The organism is Pseudoalteromonas mucoides (assembly GCF_049257175.1).
Taxonomy (GTDB): domain Bacteria; phylum Pseudomonadota; class Gammaproteobacteria; order Enterobacterales; family Alteromonadaceae; genus Pseudoalteromonas.
This window is the reverse complement of sequence record NZ_JBMMUC010000005.1, coordinates 14,782-33,986: the sequence shown is the minus strand read 5'-3', so window position 1 is coordinate 33,986 and position 19,205 is coordinate 14,782. Positions and strand designations below refer to the sequence as shown.

Here is a 19,205-nt window from a genome sequence, read left to right as displayed (position 1 = left end):
TAATTTTAGAGACTCAAGAAAAGAATCAATCCAGCGCCTAATAACAAGCGATAAATAACAAATGGCATCATACCCATGCGTTCAATGATTTTTAAGAAAAAGTAAATACACGCATAGGCAGATACAAAAGACAAACCTGCACCTAACAAAATAGCTTGCCAGTCAATTGCTTCACCTGCAGAGAATAGTTTGTAGGTATAGTAAGAGCCAGCCGCAGCAATAACAGGAATAGACATTAAAAATGAAAAACGTGCTGCACTTTGCTTATTTAATCCCAATAATAAACCAACCGTTATTGTGATCCCTGAACGTGATGTGCCAGGAAAAACCATCGCAATAACTTGTGAAAAGCCCAATAACAAAGCGCTCATTAAATTGAGTTGATAGATATTTTTTACTTGTTTCGCTTTTGCATCTGCATACCAAAGCAATAAACCAAACACAATCGTAGAAGTGGCGATAACCCATGCGTTTCGAGAATAACTTTCTACAAAGTCTTTAAAAAAGTAGCCAATAACCAGCGCAGGGATAGTCGCTGCAATAATCCACCAGCCTAATTTACTGTCATCTGTTGCACCTTGTTGGCCAAATGATTTAAACCACGCACTCAATATATCGACAACTTCTTTTCTAAAATAAATGACAACAGCGATTAAAGTGCCAACGTGCACTGCGACATCAAAGGCTAAACCTTGATCTTGCCAACCTAAGATTTGCGAAGGAAGAATTAAGTGGGCTGAACTTGAAATAGGTAAAAACTCAGTCAATCCTTGGATCAGGGCTAAAACAATAATTTCTATAATACTCATGGGTTAGTAAACTCCACCTTCCATAGTTTTTGATTAGGGTTATTATATTCATTCCATAGCTGCGCGATCGTCTTGTTTGCAACAGGATGAATAAAATTAGGGGCGATTTCTGCTAATGGCTGCAGCACAAATGCATTTTTTGTTATTTCATCTCGGGGTAACTGTGCTGGTGAGTCACAAATTACATCATTGTAAAATAATAAATCTAAGTCTAAGGTACGCGGGCTAAACTTTTTATCGTTGAACTTGCGTCCATTATCTTGCTCAATATTTTTTAATAACTGACACAATTGTTCAAGCGGCATATCTGTTTGCGCACCGACAACCGAGTTATAAAAGTTACTACCAACAAACCCAACAGCTTCACTTTCAAAAACGCTAGAGTGCTCAAGGTTTGTAAACTGTTTTTGTAAGTTAACTAGTGCCTGGCGTATATAATGTTCTTTATTAACATTAGAGCCCAAGCTGATATAAATTTGTGCCATGTTAACCAAGCGCCTTTTTGCGGGTAATTTGTACACCCACTGTCTGTGCTTGCGTCACGGCGGCAGGCTTGCTCACCTTGATAGTAACCTCTGAGGTATTGAACTCAGCTAAAATAATGGCTGTAAGTTGTTCAACTAGTGTTTCCAAAAGTTCAACCGGCTTTGCCGTTGTATGTGCAATGACACGTTCACTTACTTGGGCATAATCTAGAGCTAAATTAATATCATCACTTTGAGCTGCAGGTTTTATATCGCAGAGCATTTCTATATCAAAATATAAACTCTGTTTGGTTTCTTTTTCAAAATCGTACACACCAATAATAGTGTCAACATGTAGTTGCGATATAAAAACTTTATCCATAACTGCTCCAACTTGAAAAATTTAAACTCAATTGACGAGTTTTACCCACTATAATTAATTTTTATAGTGTTTATACACTTTAACTGTGTTTTATTATGTAAAAATTAACCATACAATAGTCAGTAGGTACAAAAACAACTGCTCTATTGTTGAACATAAAAGTATGCAATGTTATTTTGCCCTCGATATTTGCGGCCAATGATAGCCGAAAAAGCGCGATTAAAAAATAAGGAAGCGTGTGATAGCTGTTTTAATGTTAGTTTTAGCCTACTTACTAGGGTCGATTTCATCGGCTATTCTAGTGTCACGGCTGTTTAAACTACCAGATCCACGCTCGAATGGTTCAAATAACCCCGGCGCTACCAATGTCTATCGTTTAGGCGGTACCTTTCCCGCGTGTTTAGTCCTAGTATTCGATATTCTTAAAGGCACTATACCTGTGTGGGGCGCTTATTTTTTAAAGCTTGACCCGCTTATGCTTGGTTTGATAGGTGTGGCCGCCTGCTTAGGCCATATGTTCCCAGTGTTTTTTCGTTTTAAAGGCGGTAAAGCCGTTGCCACCGCATTCGGAACTTTGTTACCTATTGGTCTCACTTTAGGTGGGTTGTTAATATCTACTTGGGTGGCAGTTGTTGCAATTACTCGCTACTCGTCGCTCGGGGCACTGATTGCAGTTTCCTTAGCACCTTTATATACATGGTGGATTAAGCCACTCTATACCTTGCCAGTGACATTTTTAACCGTGCTTATAATTATTCGCCATCATGGTAATATAAAACGTCTTTTCAGTGGTAAAGAACCAAAAATTGGTGATAAAAAGAAACCACCAACTCAGGATAATAATAGCGCTAATTAAATCGCTTCTAAGCTATCTATAGGCCAACGCGGTTTTGTTTTCATATCGAGACTAGCAAATTGTCCAGCTTTCAAGCGCTGCATACCTGCATAAGCTATCATCGCACCGTTATCAGTACAAAACTCTGTACGTGGATAATATACTCGCCCCTTCATACCTTGCATTACACGTTCAAGCTGAGCGCGTAATTGTACGTTTGCGCTCACACCACCAGCGATCACAAGGCGCTTAATTCCTGTTTGCTTCAGTGCACGTTTACATTTTATCACTAACGTGTCAATCACAGCGGTTTGAAATGCATGGGCAATGTCTGCTTTGGTTTGCTCATCGCTATCATTATCACGAATCGTGATAGCTGCAGCCGTTTTCAATCCACTAAAGCTAAAATCTAGCCCAGGCTTGTCAGTCATAGGGCGTGGAAAAATAAATCGTTTAGGCTCACCTTGTTCAGCAAGTTTAGCTAAACGAGGGCCACCCGGATAATCTAAACCAAGTAGCTTTGCAGTTTTATCAAATGCTTCACCTGCGGCATCATCAACAGACTCTCCAAGTACTTCATATTGACCAATACCTTCAACTTTAACCATCATGGTATGACCGCCTGAAACTAAAAGTGCAATAAAGGGAAACTCTGGCACATCCTCTTCAAGCATCGGCGCCAATAAATGCCCTTCCATATGATGCACTGCAACAGCTGGAATATTCCAACCATAAGCAAGTGAACGCCCAATAGAAGTGCCAACTAACAGTGCCCCAACCAGCCCAGGCCCTGCGGTGTAAGCTATCCCATCAATATCTTCTGCGGTACAGCCTGCCTGTGCAAATGCAGCATCAATCAAGGGTAGGGTTTTACGAACATGATCGCGTGACGCAAGTTCAGGAACCACCCCCCCATAATCAGCGTGCACTTTTACCTGACTATACAACTGGTGCGCCAGCAATCCTTGTTCGTCATCATAGATTGCAATACCTGTTTCATCACATGATGACTCAATGCCTAAAATTCGCACTGCTTTTTCTCCTACCGATAAATTCGTGTTATAGCGCTAAACCAATATTCGTTTGACCATCTGCAATAGCATGTTGTTTCAGTTCTTTAACACTCTGTGATGTCACCCGGCCCATTTGCTCGACAAAATCGATCATTTCACTAAGCACTTCAATTTCATATTGCATTAAAGGGTGTTCGCGTACTGTTTTATTATCAGCAACTACCCCCTCAACTGTCAGTTGATATTCAATAAAACGAGCAACGGTTGCTTGTGATATCTTGCTTATACTGACAAATTCACTATCATTTTGGGCAATTAAACCGTGCATTAACCCAAGTAAAGCGGTCGCGGCATCAATCGCGGGGTATGTACCAAACATATCAAAGTCGGCGAGCTCGGGTACATTAGGCTCAATTTTTTCGATTTGTTTTTCTAAATCAATTTTACTTTTAGGCAGTAAAATTTTTTCCCAGCACACATTCAATGCACTACGAAGCGTTGTTTCATCACCAAATCCAGTCGCTTCACTAAACAAACCATAGTTCGGTAGCATGCGCTCAATCAGTGCAGCCGCTAATACGGCTTGTTGTAAATAATTAAGCTCTCGAATTCGCTGAAAATTATTCGCTTTAGTCATTCTTAGGAGTCCTACAAGACCAACAAATTTCAAATGTTGGTCCATTGTGCTCATTACAGTTGGGGCATACCCAATCCAGAGCAGATTGCTGTTCTTGGTTATAGTTTACCAATATTTCACGCGCATGGCGCTCTTTTATCGCATAAACCTGTACACGGACCTCTGTTTGAGCGACAGGAATTTCTCCCACCGCACTTTGCAATGACTCGCCAAGCAACTGGCAATTTATTTCGTTCCCTATTAGCAGCCCTTTCACTATATTTGCTTCAACAGCATCTGCAGCGCTATAAACCGTTATCCAACGAAATGGTTCATTGTTCATGATATTGATTCCCACTTATATTATTTAACAATCCGGATACTTTTACTTTGTAACTAATTTCCCCTAAGCTATTCTAAGAGAAGTATTTGTTTTTTGGGATAATCATGACACTGACCACGCCGGGCTTACTTTTTCCCGCAATATCATTATTGCTGTTAGCCTATACAAACCGATTTTTAGTATTAGCGCAATTAATTCGGGAATTAAATGCGCGAGAGGGTGAAACTATACGACCACTGGTTGTTGCACAGATCACCAACCTAAGAAAGCGTATAAAACTCATTAGAACCATGCAAGTATATGGCGTTGCGTCATTTTTAATGTGTACCATTTCAATGTTTGCATTATTTATTGAGTTTAAAACCATTGGCATTATTTTATTTGGTATCAGCCTTGGTTGTTTAGCTTTATCGCTTTTAACTTCTTTATATGAAATCCACATATCATGCGATGCCATAGAAATTGAACTTAAAAACATTGAAAAAAAACCATTAAGTGATAAAGCAGACTAACTATCAGGCAATAACCCTTTTGGTGAAGTATTAAACAAAAGGGGATTTATGCGACAGACTTTTTATTTCTGACGAGACTGTAATTGAGCCACAAAACGAATACGCAACAGTCATTTTGGCATATTCTTATTGTCGACAATGGCGCAGGTATAGCCAGCAAGTAACCAAGTTAGTTTTATCTGGTTTTAAATTTGAAAGCGGACCACTTCGCTTTCATCAAACCCAAAAAGTAAAAGAACTATTACAACAACATAATGACATTTCTAGGGTTAATTGATGTTGTGATGGAAAAAACCATGCAGGACTCGCTCTGAAAAAGTTTATTCGCGATGACAGCAATAATCATTAAAGTGTCTTCGATGGCTGAATCAGTGATCGTTATTATCGTGCTTTCATTAATAAAAGAGCAACGCACAAAGCAGCTCCCCCTAAAATTGTTGATATATCCATCAACAACTTAGCACTTTTTTTTTAGTTTAATCAACGTTAACCTGACTAAAGTTGTAATATTTTTGTAAAAAGAGACTTTTCAAATTAGGTACAATACATTACTATCTATTAAAATAATTTCAATTATGCTCGCATTCATGCGACTTACTTACACAAAGGACTATAAAAGTGAGATTTGAACAATTAGAACAATTTGTTGCACTAGGCCAACTTAAACACTTTCGCCAAGCGGCGGAGACCACCAAAATAAGTACTTCAGCGCTAACACGTAGCATTCAGACCCTTGAAGATGAAGTTGGCTATCAATTAGTTAAACGCTCTACTCGCTCAGTTAAACTTACTGCCGAGGGTGAATTATTTTTAGATTATGCACAAAATACCCTATCAGCTTTAGAAGCGACCAAAAAAAGCTTATTTCAATCATTCAACGGCTGCTCAAGCGAGAAGTTAATAATTGGTTATACGACTAAGGCAAGCGCAATTGTACCTGTATCATGTGGCCAATTTTTAGCACAATACCCGCATGTAAAAATAGAAATGCAGCTACAAGAACAAAGTGAGTTACTACGTAAGCTGCAACTAGGTGAAATTGATATTAGTGTTTGCTCGCAAGCTATAAATAGTATTGGTACTGATATACACCTACCAGATCAACTGATTTTATTTGTCGCTAAAAACCACCCCTTAGCCGAGAAAAGTGATATCAGTAAGCAAGATCTTATCGACTATCCTATGTATGGTTGTTTTTCGCAATCAAAGCAAATTCAAACTATGCTTAACGAGGCCATTGATGGTTTAAATAAAGCGTCAAGTATTAAGGTAGGTAGTATTGAACAAGTGATGGACGGCTTGTGCAAATCGAACCACTTTGCCATTGCAAGCATTGAACATGCAAATTCAGTTGCCGAGCATTCAGAGCTCGTGCAGTTAAAAACAAATAAAGACTTAGCTCATGAGCAGCTAATTGTGCAAACTAGCCAACAAGTATCCCCTGGTGAGCACATAAATCAGCTCCTATCCTTAATAGAAAAGACAGCGCTGTCAGCCAGTGAATAAGATTAATCTCGAAAGTCTGATTTATTCAGGCTTTCGATTTGTATAAAATTCTCGCTTTAAATCATTTTTAGGCTAAACTAGCGCACCTCCCTATACCTAGTATATAAAATGAACGCTCATTTCATTTCAGAAATCTATTTAGATGATATTGAAAGCCGTGGCTATACAATTATAAATAACGCTATATCTAAAAGCTTAACTGCAAAATTAATGCTTGATTGCTATCGCATTAACCCCGAGTTTAGTATCGCTGGTATTGGCCGTAAACATGACTTACACGTTAATAAAACAATTCGTAAAGATAAAACATTTTGGTTTGATGGCACAAGCCAAGCACAATTAGATTATTTAGCATTAATGGCACAGATGAGAGTCGTGCTTAACCGAAATTTCTTTTTAGGCTTATTTGATTACGAATGCCATTATGCAAAATATCAACAAGGTGACTTTTATAAGAAACATTATGATGCCTTTAAGGGCCGCTCTAATCGCGTTTTTACCACCGTGCTTTATTTAAATACTCCAGATTCTGGTGGTGAGTTAATAATATACAAACCTAAGAGTAAACAAGTCGAAGTGTGCATTAAGCCACAGGCTGGCACACTTGTTATGTTTGAAAGCGAGCGCTTTATGCATGAAGTGTTACCTGCAGGTAATGAGCGCTATTCCATAGCCGGATGGTTCAGGATGAATGCCTCGATTAGCGGCGTGATTGATCCGCCGCGCTAGGAATATACCCAAGCCACCTCAAGGTCCGAGCGTCGTTGGAATTAAAAGCGATTTAGGCAAGGCATTGATTGCAAGTAATAGTGGTTCTATTGTTAAAATCAATAACGCAGTATAAACCGCTTTTAAACCAACCCTTTGGGCGTTTCACAGAGACTTACTCTCATCGTTGTTACTTCTTAAAAGGGACTGCCATTATTGCAAAGTAACGCCTTGATATTAAGCCCCTGTGAAACGCTGAATTCTGCATCTTGAGGTGGTTTGGGTATAAAGCTTACAAATTCAGTGGCAAGGACGCCACTAAGCCAACAAATACGACTAAACCTACGTAGTGGTTATTTAAAAATGCTTTGAAGCATCGCTCTCTATCACGAGAATGAATTAATATTTGCTGATAAACCAAGAACCCTGATGCAACCAGCATACTAAGCCAATATGGTGTATCAAGTTGTTCACTCCAACCGATGTAACAAAGTAAAGCTATAAAACTGCAATTAAGACACAAGATGATTGCTCTATCTGCTTGACCAAACAAAATTGCCGTCGACTTTACCCCAATTTTTAAATCGTCGTCTCTATCAACCATGGCATACATCGTATCGTAAGCCACCGTCCAAATGACATTAGCCATAAACAACAACCAAGCAGTTGCAGGCACATGACCGCTTGCAGCCATATATGCCATTGGAATAGCCCAACTAAACGCAGCACCTAATACCACCTGTGGTAAATTAGTAAAACGCTTCATAAACGGGTAACTAAAAGCTAAAAACAGCGCACCGACAGATAGCACGATGGTTTGCCAGCTGAGTAATAACACAAGTCCAAATGCAATTAATATCAAAAATACAAATAAGCTAAGTGCTTCTCCACTAGTAATTAGTCCTGCAGCCAAAGGGCGCTGTGCAGTACGTTTGACAGAGCCATCAATTTTACGATCGGCATAATCATTGATCACACACCCTGCACTGCGCATAACAAACACACCCAAGCTAAACACTATAAAGTTTAATAAGCTTGGTATACCATCACTGGCAAGCCATAAAGCCCAGTAGGTTGGCCACAACAACAAAAGCGTGCCAATTGGCTTATCGGTGCGCATTAATTGTTTGTAGTGTGGAATGTTTGCAGTTTTTAATGCAGCTAATGTCATTGGTATATAAATGCCTTAGGTAAAAAGATCTCTGAAACTAAAAAGCGGCTTTGAGCCAGTGAGAATACACTACGACGCCCCCACAATGGCCTTAACTGATCCTGTGGTTGTTCCATAAGCTGCTGCACAGGGTGATGCTCATCAAAACGGGCAATCTCTATTGCTGTTCGTTTTAAATCAGGGTGTTGAAAAATCACATCACCTAATGGCTTATTGCCAAGTTCAAGTAATTGTTGTTGTTGCATACTTTGAGAAACAGGTAACCAACTTTGTGCATAAACCATGGGGTGACCATTACACCACAGTAACACTTCACGGTTTATGCCTTGCGTTAATTGACAGCTAAGTAGTTGCTGTTGGTGCTTGCTTAAAGCGAATTGTTTTTCACTCAATACCTGAACTGAAAAATCACGACCATGGCTCTTAAGTTTAGCCGTCAGAGAGTTTGGCTCAAGCAGCCAGTTTTGCTCTTGCGGTGAAAGTGAGGTAACTGTATTACCACGTTGCCAATTAGCTGTTAAGGAGAGAGGAAATGTAATCACAATAGCTCTATTTAATAAAAACCGAGTAAATGATAACACTGCCTAGGCTATGGAAAAAGTAATTGAAGATATTCAATAACAAATAGCTGATTCAGCCTGTATATTAATCAGTATTACGTATAAACTATTAACATGAAATATGAATCACCCTACTTACCTATGAAAAAAGCGCTTTACTCAGGCATCTTAATAGTTGCATTGTCATTTAGTTTATTAGCAAGCTTTAACAGTCGTGCAGAGTCTACCGTGGGCTACTTTGGTTTTGAGCCTGACATCATCGCCAATTACATCGCGCAAAACAACAAAAAGTTAGGGTATGTCCGCGTAACTGTCGATTTAATGCTAACAGACATGGCAAATATTGCAGTTGTTGAACACCATACGCCACTGCTACGCGATGCGCTGGTAGAAATTTTATCGAAAGAGCCTGAAGAAAATATAAAGTCACTCACAGGACGTGAAGAAATTCGTAAACGCTGTGCTGAGCGATTAAAAACCCTGCTAAAACAAGAAACAGGGCAAGAAATCATTCGTGAAGTATTATTTACTAAATACCTTTATCACTAGCGTTAAAAAACTGTGCGGTATAAGCGTAAGCCATGCCGCTAAGTAAACCACCTAAATGCGCCCAATTAGCCATATTAACAGGTAGCATATTACCAAACCCTAAAATAACCCAAATAAGCATAAAACCAATGACCGCATTACTCACCAAAGCAGGCTGCTGTGGATTGAGCGTTCTGTAAATCCAACAGTAACCCAGCAAACCATAAACTACGCCACTCAAACCACCAAAGTTAGGGCCTACCATTAAATACTCAGCCCAATTACTAAATAAAGCGGTTACTAAAAACAATCCTATTAACGTGCTTTTGCCTGCAAGCTTTTCAATACCATCGCCCAGTGAGATCCACCAGATAATATTAAAAATTAAATGAATCGCACTAAAGTGCACTATCGCAGGCGTCAACCAAGTTAAAGGTTGATTAGGGTTAAATTGTAAAACACCATAAATTGACTCAAAACCACCGAGTAAGAAGGCGATATAAATTCCTACACATAATAAGGTAACCGTTTGGTTGAGCCAGCTGAGTGCTTTAAAACGTTCTTTTAAATTTAATGACTGGCCTTGGTAGCTCAGAGGAGATTGCGTGTTACCAACTTGCCACGATGCGTCTTGATAACGTGCATGGTTAGGGTTTTCAACAAACTCTCGCCATAAAGGTTGGGCTTGATGAAAGTGCTCAGGGGCAATACAAATAATCACATTTTGGCCATCACTTGAGTGTAATTCACCACTAAGCCCTTGGCTTTTTATATAGTCGATAAAACCTTGCGCCGCACGAGGATTATTAATACTGCCAAGCTCTATCATTTCTCAACTAACTCCGGTAACTGTACTTCCCACTGTGTAAAACCGCCATCCATACTATACACGTCTTCAAACCCTTGCTCTGATAAGTAATTAGCAGCACCTTGCGAGCTCATACCATGATAGCAAACAATAATGATTGGCTGATCAAACTCTTTGTTCATCATAAATTCGCCAATATTAGTATTTGATAAATGCTCAGAGCCGGGAATATGGCCTGCTTGATATGAGTTAGGATCACGAATATCTGCAATCACCACATCTTCTTTATTAAGTAGTTCTTGAGTTTGGGCGATTGAAATATGTTTAAATGCCATTGCTGCCTCTTAAAAATTGAATAAATCAATAAAAAAAGGCGGCTTTAATCGCCACCTTTATTTAAACTAACTAAAATGAGATTAAATTAATCCCAATTAAGGATAACTTTACCTGATTGGCCTGAAATCATCATATCAAAGCCAGCTTGGAAGTCATCAACTGAATACTGATGAGTAATGATTGGGTTTAGGTCTAAGCCTGATTGAATAAGGCTGGCCATTTTATACCAGGTCTCAAACATTTCACGGCCGTAAATACCTTTTATTACTAAGCCTTTGAAAATAACTTGGTTCCAATCAACCGCCATATCTGACGGTGGAATACCGAGCATGGCAATTTTACCGCCATGATTCATGTTATTTAGCATAGCGTTAAATGCCGATGGCACACCTGACATTTCAAGACCAATATCAAACCCTTCGGTCATACCAAGGTCAGTCATTACATCTTCTAGCTTTTCGCTTGCAACATTAACTGCACGCGTTGCGCCCATTTTACGGGCTAAGTCTAAGCGGTACTCATTTACATCGGTGATTACTACGTGGCGAGCACCTACGTGCTTAGCAACAGCAGCCGCCATGATACCAATTGGACCGGCACCAGTTATAAGTACGTCTTCACCCACTAAATCAAACGACAGCGCCGTGTGAACAGCATTGCCAAACGGATCGAAAATTGATGCCAGTTCGTCGCTTATGTTATCGGGAATTTTAAACGCATTGAATGCAGGGATCACTAAGTACTCAGCAAATGAGCCCTCTCTGTTCACACCAACACCGGTTGTGTTACGGCATAAGTGTACGCGCCCGGCACGACAGTTACGACAATGACCACAAGTAATATGGCCTTCACCTGAAACCCGATCACCTACGCTAAAACCACGTACTTCTTGGCCCATATCGACCACTTCACCAACATATTCATGACCCACAACCATAGGCGTAGGAATCGTGTTTTGTGCCCACTCATCCCATTTATAAATATGTACGTCGGTACCACAAATGGCCGTTTTACGTATTTTGATTAATAAATCGTTATGGCCTACTTCAGGCTTTGGTGCATCTGTCATCCAAATGCCCGGTTCTGCCTTTAATTTTGATAATGCTTTCATGATCACACACTCAACAAAAACCGCGGACATGCCGCGGTTTAATAATTAATTAAATAACACCCATTTCTTTACCAATGCGGGTAAAGGCTGAAATTGCTGTATCTAGCTGTTCAATGCTGTGTGCAGCTGAGATTTGCGTACGAATACGAGCCTGACCTTTTGGCACAACAGGGAATGAGAAACCAGTTACGTAAATCCCCTCAGCAAGGAGTTTATCAGCCATAGCTGATGCCACTTTTGCGTCCCCAAGCATAACAGGGATAATCGCGTGGTCTTTACCTGCGCAGGTAAAGCCTACCGCTTCCATTTGCTCGCGGAAGTACTTAGCATTTGACCACAATTTAGCACGTAGCTCACTGCCATCAGCTAGCATTTCAAGCACTTTAATTGAGGCAGTCACAATTGATGGAGCAAGTGAGTTTGAGAATAAATAAGGGCGCGAGCGTTGACGTAACCATTCAACAATTTCTTTTTTACCCGAAGTGTAACCACCTGATGCTCCACCAAGGGCTTTACCTAAAGTACCTGTAATAATATCAACACGATCTAACACGCCGCAGTATTCTGGTGTGCCCTTACCGTTTTCACCAACAAAGCCCACAGCATGAGAGTCATCAACCATCACTAATGCGTCATATTTATCAGCTAAGTCACACACAGCTTCTAAATTACAAATAACGCCATCCATTGAGAACACGCCATCTGTCGCGATAAGCTTAGTTTTAGCACCCGCTTCATCTGCTGCAATTAATTGCTTTTCAAGGTCGGCCATATCGTTATTAGCATAACGGAAACGTTTTGCTTTACATAAACGTACACCATCAATGATTGAAGCATGATTTAAAGAGTCTGAGATGATAGCGTCTTCTGGGCCTAAGATGGTTTCGAATAAGCCAGCATTCGCATCAAAACATGATGAATATAAAATCGTGTCTTGCGTTTCTAAAAACTCACTGATTTTTTGTTCCAGCGTTTTGTGGATATCTTGAGTTCCACAGATAAAACGTACTGACGCAACACCAAAACCATGCTCATCAAGACCATGTTGTGCGGCAGCAATTAGCTCAGGGCTGTTAGCTAAGCCTAAGTAGTTATTAGCACAAAAGTTAATAACTTTATCACCAGAGGCAACTTGAATTTGTGCTTGTTGTTGCGAGGTGATCACTCGCTCACTTTTATATAGACCTTCGGCTTTTACTTCATCAATTTGCTGCTGAAGTTGGCTAAAAAATGCAGATGCTCTCATCTGAAATCTCCAAATAATTGAACGGGTAATCAAGCGTAAATTTAATCGCTGATCACGAATTATGGCTATTGTAAAAGTTTAGCCAACTAAATGCACTGTTTGTAGTTCATCGTAAAAATTGAGACTGACAACTTAAGCTGCCAGTTTATATTTAGCTACAACAGTAATGCAGGTAAATCAGCTAAAGAGTCACAGGTATGATCTGCCGCTGCTATAGCGCTGGCATCAAATGCTTGGCCTGAGCGCACAAGTACTTTAGTTGCAATATTCGCATTACTTGCCGCTTGCATATCACTGAGCTTATCACCCACCATAATACTTCGCGTAGCATCAATATGATGCTCATCAATACCCTGAAGTAACATCCCAGGTGCAGGCTTGCGACACTGACATTCTTTTAGATATTCAGGAAGTGCTTTTTTTGGGTGGTGAGGGCAAAAATAAATCCCATTGACAGTGATATTATGCTCTGCAAATTGCGCTACAACCCAGTTGCTTAGCGCATGAAAATCAGCCTCAGTATAATAACCTCGCCCTATTCCTGATTGATTCGTCACAATAATTAATTTATAGCCTGCATCGACAAACGCCTTACAGGCAGAAAATACGCCGTCAACAAATTCAAACTTCTCAGGTTCATACACATAACCATGATCAACATTAACAACACCATCACGGTCTAAAAAAAGCGCTTTATTTAACATTAGCAAACCTTAGTTGCGAGCAATTGCTCTTTTTTAACGACTAGATCAAACATCAATGTTACGTCTTCAACGGTTATCTGGGCCATTAAATCACTCCCCTTAACCCGTGTCCCCCAAGCCACTTGCTCAGCAGTTTTGCCTGTTTGCTGTAATAAATTTTGGTGATAAACTTCAACCACATAATTTTGGTACAAATATGGTCCCGTTCGTTTTGGATTAGAGTGGGCATACAAACCAATAACAGGCGTACCAACTGTAACCGCCATATGAGCGGGCCCGGTATCAGGCGCGATCACTAATGCAGCACGCTTAAGCACACACAGTAATTGTTTGAGCTTGGTTTTACCGACTAAATTCAATATAGGTGCGTTAGCGTAGCTAATAATTTGCTCACTCAGCTCAATTTCAAGTTCTGTTGGGCCACCGCTGATCACGACTTCAAACCCTTGACTATGAGCATGATCTGCAAGAGCTGCATATCGCTCAGGTAACCAATTACGCTCTTTTTTACTCGCAGCTGGTGATATCACAAAAATTGGACTCGCAAGACGCTCAGCCCCGAGTAACTCATCAGCGACGGTTTGATCTTGCTCTGTCACTGGCATAGTCCAGCTAGGTTGGTAGTCAGGTACACCTATTGCTTGTGCAAACCCTTTAAATCCCTCTAGCACATGTGCTTGTGGTTCTGCTTCTATACGTTTGTTTATAAATAAGCTATGGAGCTCTTTAGCACGCGCCCAGTCAAACCCAACTTTAACCTTTGCCGGAATACAGCGTGCGACGAGGTTTGCACGTAAAGCGACTTGCATGTGTAAAAGCACATCAAACTTGCGGCCTTTAAATTGCTGCTTTAACTGCTCAAATGCTTGCTTGCCCTGTTTTTTATCAAACACAACAAGCTCTACGCCTGGTAAATCAGCCAACAGCATGGCTTCTATTTTACCCATCACCCAGGTAATTTTAGCATTAGGGTGTGCTTTTTGAATTGCTTGGACCGCAGAAACCGCATGGCATACATCACCAATTGCTGAAAGTCGTAAAATACAGATATCTGAATAGTTTGCAGTCTGGCTCACAGGCATTGTCCACTTTATTATTAACTAGAGCTTGATCTTAAATTAACCACTCACTATTGCAAGTACTTATGCTTGGCATTAAAACGCGTTAAGATACCGTTATTGCCTGCTACAAAGTATATTTGCCATGTTTAATCAACAAATAATCAACCAACACATTATTCTGAGCCACCCAGCGTACAGCGCTCAAATTAGCCTAAATTGGTTTGATGCAGAATATTGGCAACAGCAAGAAAAAATAGTCGGCAGTAAAAAAGGCCGAGCTACCGCATGGTTTTTTTGTCATAACGAATTAACAGCCGTGCTAAGACACTATTGGCGCGGCGGTTTAGTAGGTAAAGTTTTAAACGATCAATACTTGTACCTTGGCCTTGAAAAGACCCGTGTTTATCAAGAGTTTGCTTTGATGATGAAGCTTTGTGAAATGGGCCTCAACGTACCAAAACCCATTACTGCAAAAATTACTCAGCACGGTTTAATCTACCGCGGCGATATTATCACTCAAGCAATAGAGGGTGCACAAAGCTTACTAGATGTATTAAAAAAGCGTGCTTTAACAGCTGATGAGTTAACAATGATTGGCAACACCATCGCACAGTTCCATAACTTAGGTGTTTATCATGCAGATTTAAACATTAATAACATCTTATTCGACAATACGGGCGCTGTGTATATTATTGATTTCGATAGAGGTGAGATAAAACCTGTTCAAAAGCAGTGGCAGCAAGCTAATATATCGCGTTTACTACGCTCGTTTGAAAAAGAGTATGGCCGTAATCAGGTAATGCATTGGCAACAAAGCGACTGGCAGCAATTAAGTACTGCGTACCAGTCATCCCTTAAGCCTAAGATTTAATTTTACTGATTACTTTAGAGGTTGAGCAGCCGTCTAAAAACTCCAGCACTTCGACCTTACCACCATGGCGTAATACATGTTCAGCACCCGCGATTTGCTCTACGGTGTAATCCCCGCCTTTAACCAAAATATCAGGGCTGATCTTTTCGATTAATTTTGCAGGCGTGTCATCTTCATCAATGCTGCCAAACGGAATGACCCAATCAACGGATGCTAATGCACTCAGTACCATAGCACGCTCATCAAGCGGGTTAATAGGCCTTTGTGGGCCTTTCAAACGCGCAATTGACTCGTCATTATTTAAACCAACCACTAAACGATCGCCTCGAGCTTTTGCTTGCGCTAAATAGCGGACATGGCCTGCATGTAAAATATCAAAACAGCCATTGGTAAACACTATTGTTTCACCATTTTGTTTTGCAAACTCTATATGCTGTAATACATCATCAAATGGTGTTTGGTAATGCTCACCATTTTTTTGTAAGTATTGGCCAAGCTTACGACTTAACTCTTCAGGAGAGACTGTTGCCGCGCCAAGCTTACTAACAGCAATGCCTGCTGCAAGATTAGCAACTTCAACAGCATCTTTTGGCTGCATACCCGCCCCTAGCATTACCGCAAGCGTTGCGATAACAGTATCACCTGCGCCGGTCACATCACTGACTTCAAGCTGTTGCGCCGAATAATCGTACTTTTCATTGGCGCTTATCAGTGACATACCTTGCTCTGAACGAGTAAGGAGCATAGCTGCTACACCGGCATCTTTTATGAGCTGACGTGCACTGTTAGTTAAGCTTTGCTCTGAATCTGTTTGGCCACCAGCGAGCTTAAACTCATTTAAGTTTGGTGTAATATAGTCAGCACCACGGTACTGATTTAAATCTGATGATTTAGGGTCAATAAGAACCGTTTTACCAGCCGCTTTAGCCACTTGAATCATTTTTTGAATTAAGCTCAGCGAGCCTTTATCGTAATCTGAAAAAAGCACAAAATCATACTGTTCTAAAACAAGTTCTAAGCGATTTAATAGCAATTGACTGTGCTGCTCGGTAAACTTTTCTTCTAAATCTAAGCGAACAACTTGTTGATGACGGCTAATAACACGCATTTTAGAAATAGTGGGTAAATCACACACACTGACTAGCTGCGAATCAATACGTTCGTCATTTAAAATGCTTTCAAGGATTTGACCACTTTCATCCTCGCCAATTAAACCAAGCAAACCGACTTTACCGTCTAGCCGAGCTATATTTTTTGCCACATTTGCAGCGCCGCCAGCTTTGTCTTCAAATTTACTCACTTTAACAATAGGTACTGGTGCTTCTGGCGAAATACGACCTGAATCGCCATGCCAATAGCGGTCAAGCATAACATCGCCAACAACCAGTACTTTAGCGCTTGTAAGATTTTTCAGTAACCCTAAATCCATTACTCTTGCCCCGCAACAACCATATCAATCGCTTCACATAACCAGTGACCGATAAACATATGTGCTTCTTGAATACGTGCTGTTTCATCATCTTTTATAATAATTGGCAATTTTGCGATATCTTTAACTTTGCCACCATCACGACCTGTCAATGCAACAGTATAAGCACCTATTTCATTTGCTGCTGCCAATGCCAAATTAATATTAGCGCTGGTACCTGACGTTGTTAAACCAATGACTAAATCTTCAGGCTTGCACAGTGCTTGTACTTGGCGTTCAAACACGGTATCAAAATGATAGTCGTTGCTGTGAGCTGTTAATATTGAAGTATCCGTTGTAAGTGCAATAGATGCTAACGGGCCGCGCTCCAATTTATAACGCACCACAAATTCTGCGGCTAAATGCTGTGCATCAGCGGCACTACCACCATTACCAAACCAGACTACTTTGCCGCCCGCTTGTAACACGCTGTGGCATACTTCAAGTAACTGCATTACTTGTGGGTGATACGTTTCCATCGTCTCAAACAAGGCTTGATGACGGGTTAAGCTTTCAAGATAGCTATCTGCAACTGAGTCAGTGTTAGACATAATTATTTCTCTCAAATTTATTGCGGTATTTTAATTACTTAAAAACAATTAAGACTATTAATTACCAAAAAAGTGCCACCGATAACCATGTATAGTCATCACCGAATACATCTTCGCCATACGTTAGCGTAGTTTCAATATTATAGTCTTGCCATTGTCGGTTATTGCTAAGTTGTAGTTCAATGGCTTTATCATAATCCGCCGTTGTTTGGCCAAACTCATTTAAATAATTACTTTCATTTTCTATGCTGGTTAACTTTGCACGCCAAAGAGAATTGTAATTATCATTATACACAAGCTCAAGTGAGTGAACTTGTGTCGGAGGTGCATCAGCGTAAACCGAAGAACTGCCCGCATGTTGTTCTAGGTAGCGTTGGTCTGCTGCAAAATGCCCTGTGCTAAACCCATCTTTAGTATTCCCATAAACTGGATACACTTGATTCACATACCAAAGACTATGCATATTAGTGTATTCGTACCTAAATGATAATTCTTTGGTGAGTTGAGGTAAAAATAAACCAACATTCGTTACGGTATTACCAAACTGGTAATTTTTATGGTTTTTAGTATCTTCACCACCATATTCAAAGTAAAACTCTGTTGGCATGCCCCAGTCAAAATTAATACTACTGGTAAGGGTGACATACTGATCACCTAGCTCATTATCTCGCCCTCCCTCGACCAAACCTGCATTATCATTGCCTGCTGGATCAAAAAAGGCTTTAACTACGTCACTAAAATCAACTTCCCTTGGACCGCCGCCAAATTGCATCATGCGGTTTAAACCTATTTTCCAACCACTTACAGGTTCAATACTAATATGTGTACCAGCGAGTTTTGGCGTTCCATCATGTAGTTCACCTTGATATAAAATACCTTTTTCTACATGCTCAAGCTCAGAGTAATAAAGCTCAAAATCAAAGTTCCACCAATTATGCGCTGGTGCCACCATACCTAATGAAATTGATGGCGAAGTACGGGCATTAGTTGAGATTATTTGCGCTGACTGCTTAAATGGTGAAAACCAATGTTCTTTATAGCCAATATTTAGCTGTAAGTCGTCACCAGCAAAACTAATAAAACTATTATAGTTGGTAAATTTGTTCTGTTTGGCGCGGTAATCGGCGCCAACTTGCATTAGCATGTAATCATTAGGTCGCCAAATACCTTCAAAAAATACTTGCCCCCATTCATCAGAGCTAACTCCACGTTGATTGGCAAGTTTTACTGTTTTATCACCATCCACTGTGAGTTTCACACCGACACGAGTGATATTATCAGTGCCTTGATAAGGCTTTATTTTAGCACGAATTGCACTTACTAAAGCCGGCTGTGTAGCTTGTAGTTTATTTAACGCAGCCTCAACTTCTGTAAGGCGATATGGCTTAACCATCGGCGTGCCCGATGTTAATGCAAATAAGGTATCAAGTTGGTGATCAAGCTGCGCATCCATGCCAATTGGTAAATAAGCAGTGGGGCTAGCAATAGCTGGAAAAGCACCTGCTAAAAAACTGGCTACTACTGCAGCTTTGATAAATTTGAATTCCATAACATCACACATTTTCTAATAAGTGGCCAAATATTACCAAATTAGGGCAAACT

At 40.3% G+C, this 19,205-nt stretch carries 23 protein-coding genes; 6 read left to right on the top strand and 17 right to left on the bottom strand.

Annotation, left to right across the window (positions count from 1 at the left end; translation table 11 throughout):
* Nucleotides 1–5: 5 nt before the first annotated feature.
* From AAEU30_RS07055 to folB, 3 genes are read right to left on the bottom strand one after another with little or no spacing between them, the layout of a single operon-like run.
* Nucleotides 6–809 carry an undecaprenyl-diphosphate phosphatase gene (locus AAEU30_RS07055; protein ID WP_421959907.1) on the bottom strand — a complete coding sequence of 268 codons (804 nt, stop codon included), beginning with the start codon at nucleotides 807–809 and terminating at the stop codon, nucleotides 6–8.
* A complete protein-coding gene (gene folK, locus AAEU30_RS07050) occupies nucleotides 806–1,294 on the bottom strand; it encodes a 2-amino-4-hydroxy-6-hydroxymethyldihydropteridine diphosphokinase (protein ID WP_421959906.1) in 489 nt (162 codons plus the stop codon). Before folK ends, AAEU30_RS07055 begins: the two co-directional genes overlap by 4 nt.
* A gap of 1 nt (nucleotide 1,295) precedes the next feature.
* On the bottom strand, nucleotides 1,296–1,655 hold the full coding sequence (gene folB / locus AAEU30_RS07045; protein ID WP_421959905.1) for a dihydroneopterin aldolase: 360 nt from the start codon (nucleotides 1,653–1,655) through the stop codon (nucleotides 1,296–1,298).
* Nucleotides 1,656–1,893: 238 nt separating this feature from the next.
* On the opposite strand from folB, the gene plsY reads away from it, so the two are divergent.
* The gene (plsY, locus tag AAEU30_RS07040) at nucleotides 1,894–2,511 is read left to right on the top strand and encodes a glycerol-3-phosphate 1-O-acyltransferase PlsY (RefSeq protein WP_421959904.1); all 618 of its coding nucleotides are present in this window, start codon (nucleotides 1,894–1,896) and stop codon (nucleotides 2,509–2,511) included.
* Here the strand turns inward: plsY and tsaD are convergent.
* Genes tsaD through AAEU30_RS07025 form a run of 3 tightly spaced genes read right to left on the bottom strand, consistent with a single transcriptional unit; the run spans nucleotide 2,508 to nucleotide 4,462 of the window.
* The gene (tsaD, locus tag AAEU30_RS07035; protein ID WP_421959903.1) at nucleotides 2,508–3,521 is read right to left on the bottom strand and encodes a tRNA (adenosine(37)-N6)-threonylcarbamoyltransferase complex transferase subunit TsaD; all 1,014 of its coding nucleotides are present in this window, start codon (nucleotides 3,519–3,521) and stop codon (nucleotides 2,508–2,510) included. The genes plsY and tsaD overlap by 4 nt on opposite strands.
* A 28-nt stretch (nucleotides 3,522–3,549) precedes the next feature.
* On the bottom strand, nucleotides 3,550–4,140 hold the full coding sequence (locus AAEU30_RS07030) for a YjaG family protein (RefSeq protein ID WP_421959902.1): 591 nt from the start codon (nucleotides 4,138–4,140) through the stop codon (nucleotides 3,550–3,552).
* Nucleotides 4,133–4,462 (bottom strand): putative signal transducing protein, encoded by a 330-nt coding sequence (locus AAEU30_RS07025; RefSeq protein ID WP_421959901.1) that lies wholly within the window; start codon nucleotides 4,460–4,462, stop codon nucleotides 4,133–4,135. Before AAEU30_RS07025 ends, AAEU30_RS07030 begins: the two co-directional genes overlap by 8 nt.
* A 104-nt stretch (nucleotides 4,463–4,566) precedes the next feature.
* Here AAEU30_RS07025 and AAEU30_RS07020 point away from each other — a divergent pair, with 104 nt between their 5' ends.
* The 3 genes from AAEU30_RS07020 (at nucleotide 4,567) to AAEU30_RS07010 (ending at nucleotide 7,209) form a co-directional block, all read left to right on the top strand.
* A complete protein-coding gene (locus tag AAEU30_RS07020; protein WP_421959900.1) occupies nucleotides 4,567–4,974 on the top strand; it encodes a DUF2721 domain-containing protein in 408 nt (135 codons plus the stop codon).
* A 618-nt stretch (nucleotides 4,975–5,592) separates the two neighbouring features.
* Entirely contained in the window at nucleotides 5,593–6,480 is an 888-nt protein-coding gene (locus tag AAEU30_RS07015) for a LysR family transcriptional regulator (RefSeq protein WP_421959899.1), read from the top strand.
* A gap of 108 nt (nucleotides 6,481–6,588) precedes the next feature.
* Nucleotides 6,589–7,209: a 2OG-Fe(II) oxygenase gene (locus tag AAEU30_RS07010; protein ID WP_421959898.1), complete on the top strand. Its 621-nt coding sequence runs from the start codon at nucleotides 6,589–6,591 to the stop codon at nucleotides 7,207–7,209.
* A gap of 271 nt (nucleotides 7,210–7,480) precedes the next feature.
* Here AAEU30_RS07010 and ubiA read toward each other — a convergent pair whose 3' ends face one another.
* Together ubiA and AAEU30_RS07000 are read right to left on the bottom strand one after the other, a co-directional pair.
* Nucleotides 7,481–8,359 carry a 4-hydroxybenzoate octaprenyltransferase gene (gene ubiA / locus AAEU30_RS07005; RefSeq protein WP_421959897.1) on the bottom strand — a complete coding sequence of 293 codons (879 nt, stop codon included), beginning with the start codon at nucleotides 8,357–8,359 and terminating at the stop codon, nucleotides 7,481–7,483.
* Complete coding sequence (locus AAEU30_RS07000; protein WP_421959896.1) at nucleotides 8,356–8,901, bottom strand: chorismate--pyruvate lyase family protein; 546 nt, start codon at nucleotides 8,899–8,901, stop codon at nucleotides 8,356–8,358. Before AAEU30_RS07000 ends, ubiA begins: the two co-directional genes overlap by 4 nt.
* A gap of 159 nt (nucleotides 8,902–9,060) precedes the next feature.
* Here AAEU30_RS07000 and AAEU30_RS06995 point away from each other — a divergent pair, with 159 nt between their 5' ends.
* Nucleotides 9,061–9,468, top strand: a complete 408-nt coding sequence (locus AAEU30_RS06995; protein ID WP_421960081.1) for a flagellar basal body-associated protein FliL — start codon at nucleotides 9,061–9,063, stop codon at nucleotides 9,466–9,468.
* Here the strand turns inward: AAEU30_RS06995 and glpG are convergent.
* The 6 genes from glpG to AAEU30_RS06965 all read right to left on the bottom strand — a co-directional run bounded on the left by glpG (nucleotide 9,449) and on the right by AAEU30_RS06965 (nucleotide 14,728).
* Complete coding sequence (glpG, locus tag AAEU30_RS06990; RefSeq protein ID WP_421959895.1) at nucleotides 9,449–10,276, bottom strand: rhomboid family intramembrane serine protease GlpG; 828 nt, start codon at nucleotides 10,274–10,276, stop codon at nucleotides 9,449–9,451. The two genes, AAEU30_RS06995 and glpG, sit on opposite strands and share 20 nt — an antisense overlap.
* Nucleotides 10,273–10,590: a thiosulfate sulfurtransferase GlpE gene (gene glpE, locus AAEU30_RS06985; RefSeq protein ID WP_099295066.1), complete on the bottom strand. Its 318-nt coding sequence runs from the start codon at nucleotides 10,588–10,590 to the stop codon at nucleotides 10,273–10,275. The genes glpG and glpE overlap by 4 nt, the downstream gene beginning before the upstream one ends.
* An 86-nt stretch (nucleotides 10,591–10,676) precedes the next feature.
* The gene (gene tdh, locus AAEU30_RS06980) at nucleotides 10,677–11,702 is read right to left on the bottom strand and encodes an L-threonine 3-dehydrogenase (protein WP_290209091.1); all 1,026 of its coding nucleotides are present in this window, start codon (nucleotides 11,700–11,702) and stop codon (nucleotides 10,677–10,679) included.
* Nucleotides 11,703–11,751: 49 nt separating this feature from the next.
* Nucleotides 11,752–12,948 (bottom strand): glycine C-acetyltransferase, encoded by a 1,197-nt coding sequence (locus tag AAEU30_RS06975; protein ID WP_421959894.1) that lies wholly within the window; start codon nucleotides 12,946–12,948, stop codon nucleotides 11,752–11,754.
* 155 nt (nucleotides 12,949–13,103) lie between these two features.
* Nucleotides 13,104–13,652 (bottom strand): D-glycero-beta-D-manno-heptose 1,7-bisphosphate 7-phosphatase, encoded by a 549-nt coding sequence (gene gmhB, locus AAEU30_RS06970; RefSeq protein WP_421959893.1) that lies wholly within the window; start codon nucleotides 13,650–13,652, stop codon nucleotides 13,104–13,106.
* Entirely contained in the window at nucleotides 13,652–14,728 is a 1,077-nt protein-coding gene (locus AAEU30_RS06965) for a glycosyltransferase family 9 protein (RefSeq protein ID WP_421959892.1), read from the bottom strand. Before AAEU30_RS06965 ends, gmhB begins: the two co-directional genes overlap by 1 nt.
* A 127-nt stretch (nucleotides 14,729–14,855) precedes the next feature.
* Between AAEU30_RS06965 and AAEU30_RS06960 the strand changes: the two genes are divergently transcribed.
* Nucleotides 14,856–15,584 carry a 3-deoxy-D-manno-octulosonic acid kinase gene (locus AAEU30_RS06960; protein ID WP_421959891.1) on the top strand — a complete coding sequence of 243 codons (729 nt, stop codon included), beginning with the start codon at nucleotides 14,856–14,858 and terminating at the stop codon, nucleotides 15,582–15,584.
* On the opposite strand, the gene hldE is transcribed toward AAEU30_RS06960, so the two are convergent.
* From hldE to AAEU30_RS06945, 3 genes are all read right to left on the bottom strand, one after another.
* Nucleotides 15,574–17,013, bottom strand: a complete 1,440-nt coding sequence (hldE, locus tag AAEU30_RS06955) for a bifunctional D-glycero-beta-D-manno-heptose-7-phosphate kinase/D-glycero-beta-D-manno-heptose 1-phosphate adenylyltransferase HldE (protein WP_421959890.1) — start codon at nucleotides 17,011–17,013, stop codon at nucleotides 15,574–15,576. The two genes, AAEU30_RS06960 and hldE, sit on opposite strands and share 11 nt — an antisense overlap.
* Nucleotides 17,013–17,603 carry an SIS domain-containing protein gene (locus AAEU30_RS06950; protein WP_087533464.1) on the bottom strand — a complete coding sequence of 197 codons (591 nt, stop codon included), beginning with the start codon at nucleotides 17,601–17,603 and terminating at the stop codon, nucleotides 17,013–17,015. Before AAEU30_RS06950 ends, hldE begins: the two co-directional genes overlap by 1 nt.
* A gap of 61 nt (nucleotides 17,604–17,664) precedes the next feature.
* On the bottom strand, nucleotides 17,665–19,152 hold the full coding sequence (locus AAEU30_RS06945) for a capsule assembly Wzi family protein (protein WP_421959889.1): 1,488 nt from the start codon (nucleotides 19,150–19,152) through the stop codon (nucleotides 17,665–17,667).
* Nucleotides 19,153–19,205: the final 53 nt, after the last annotated feature.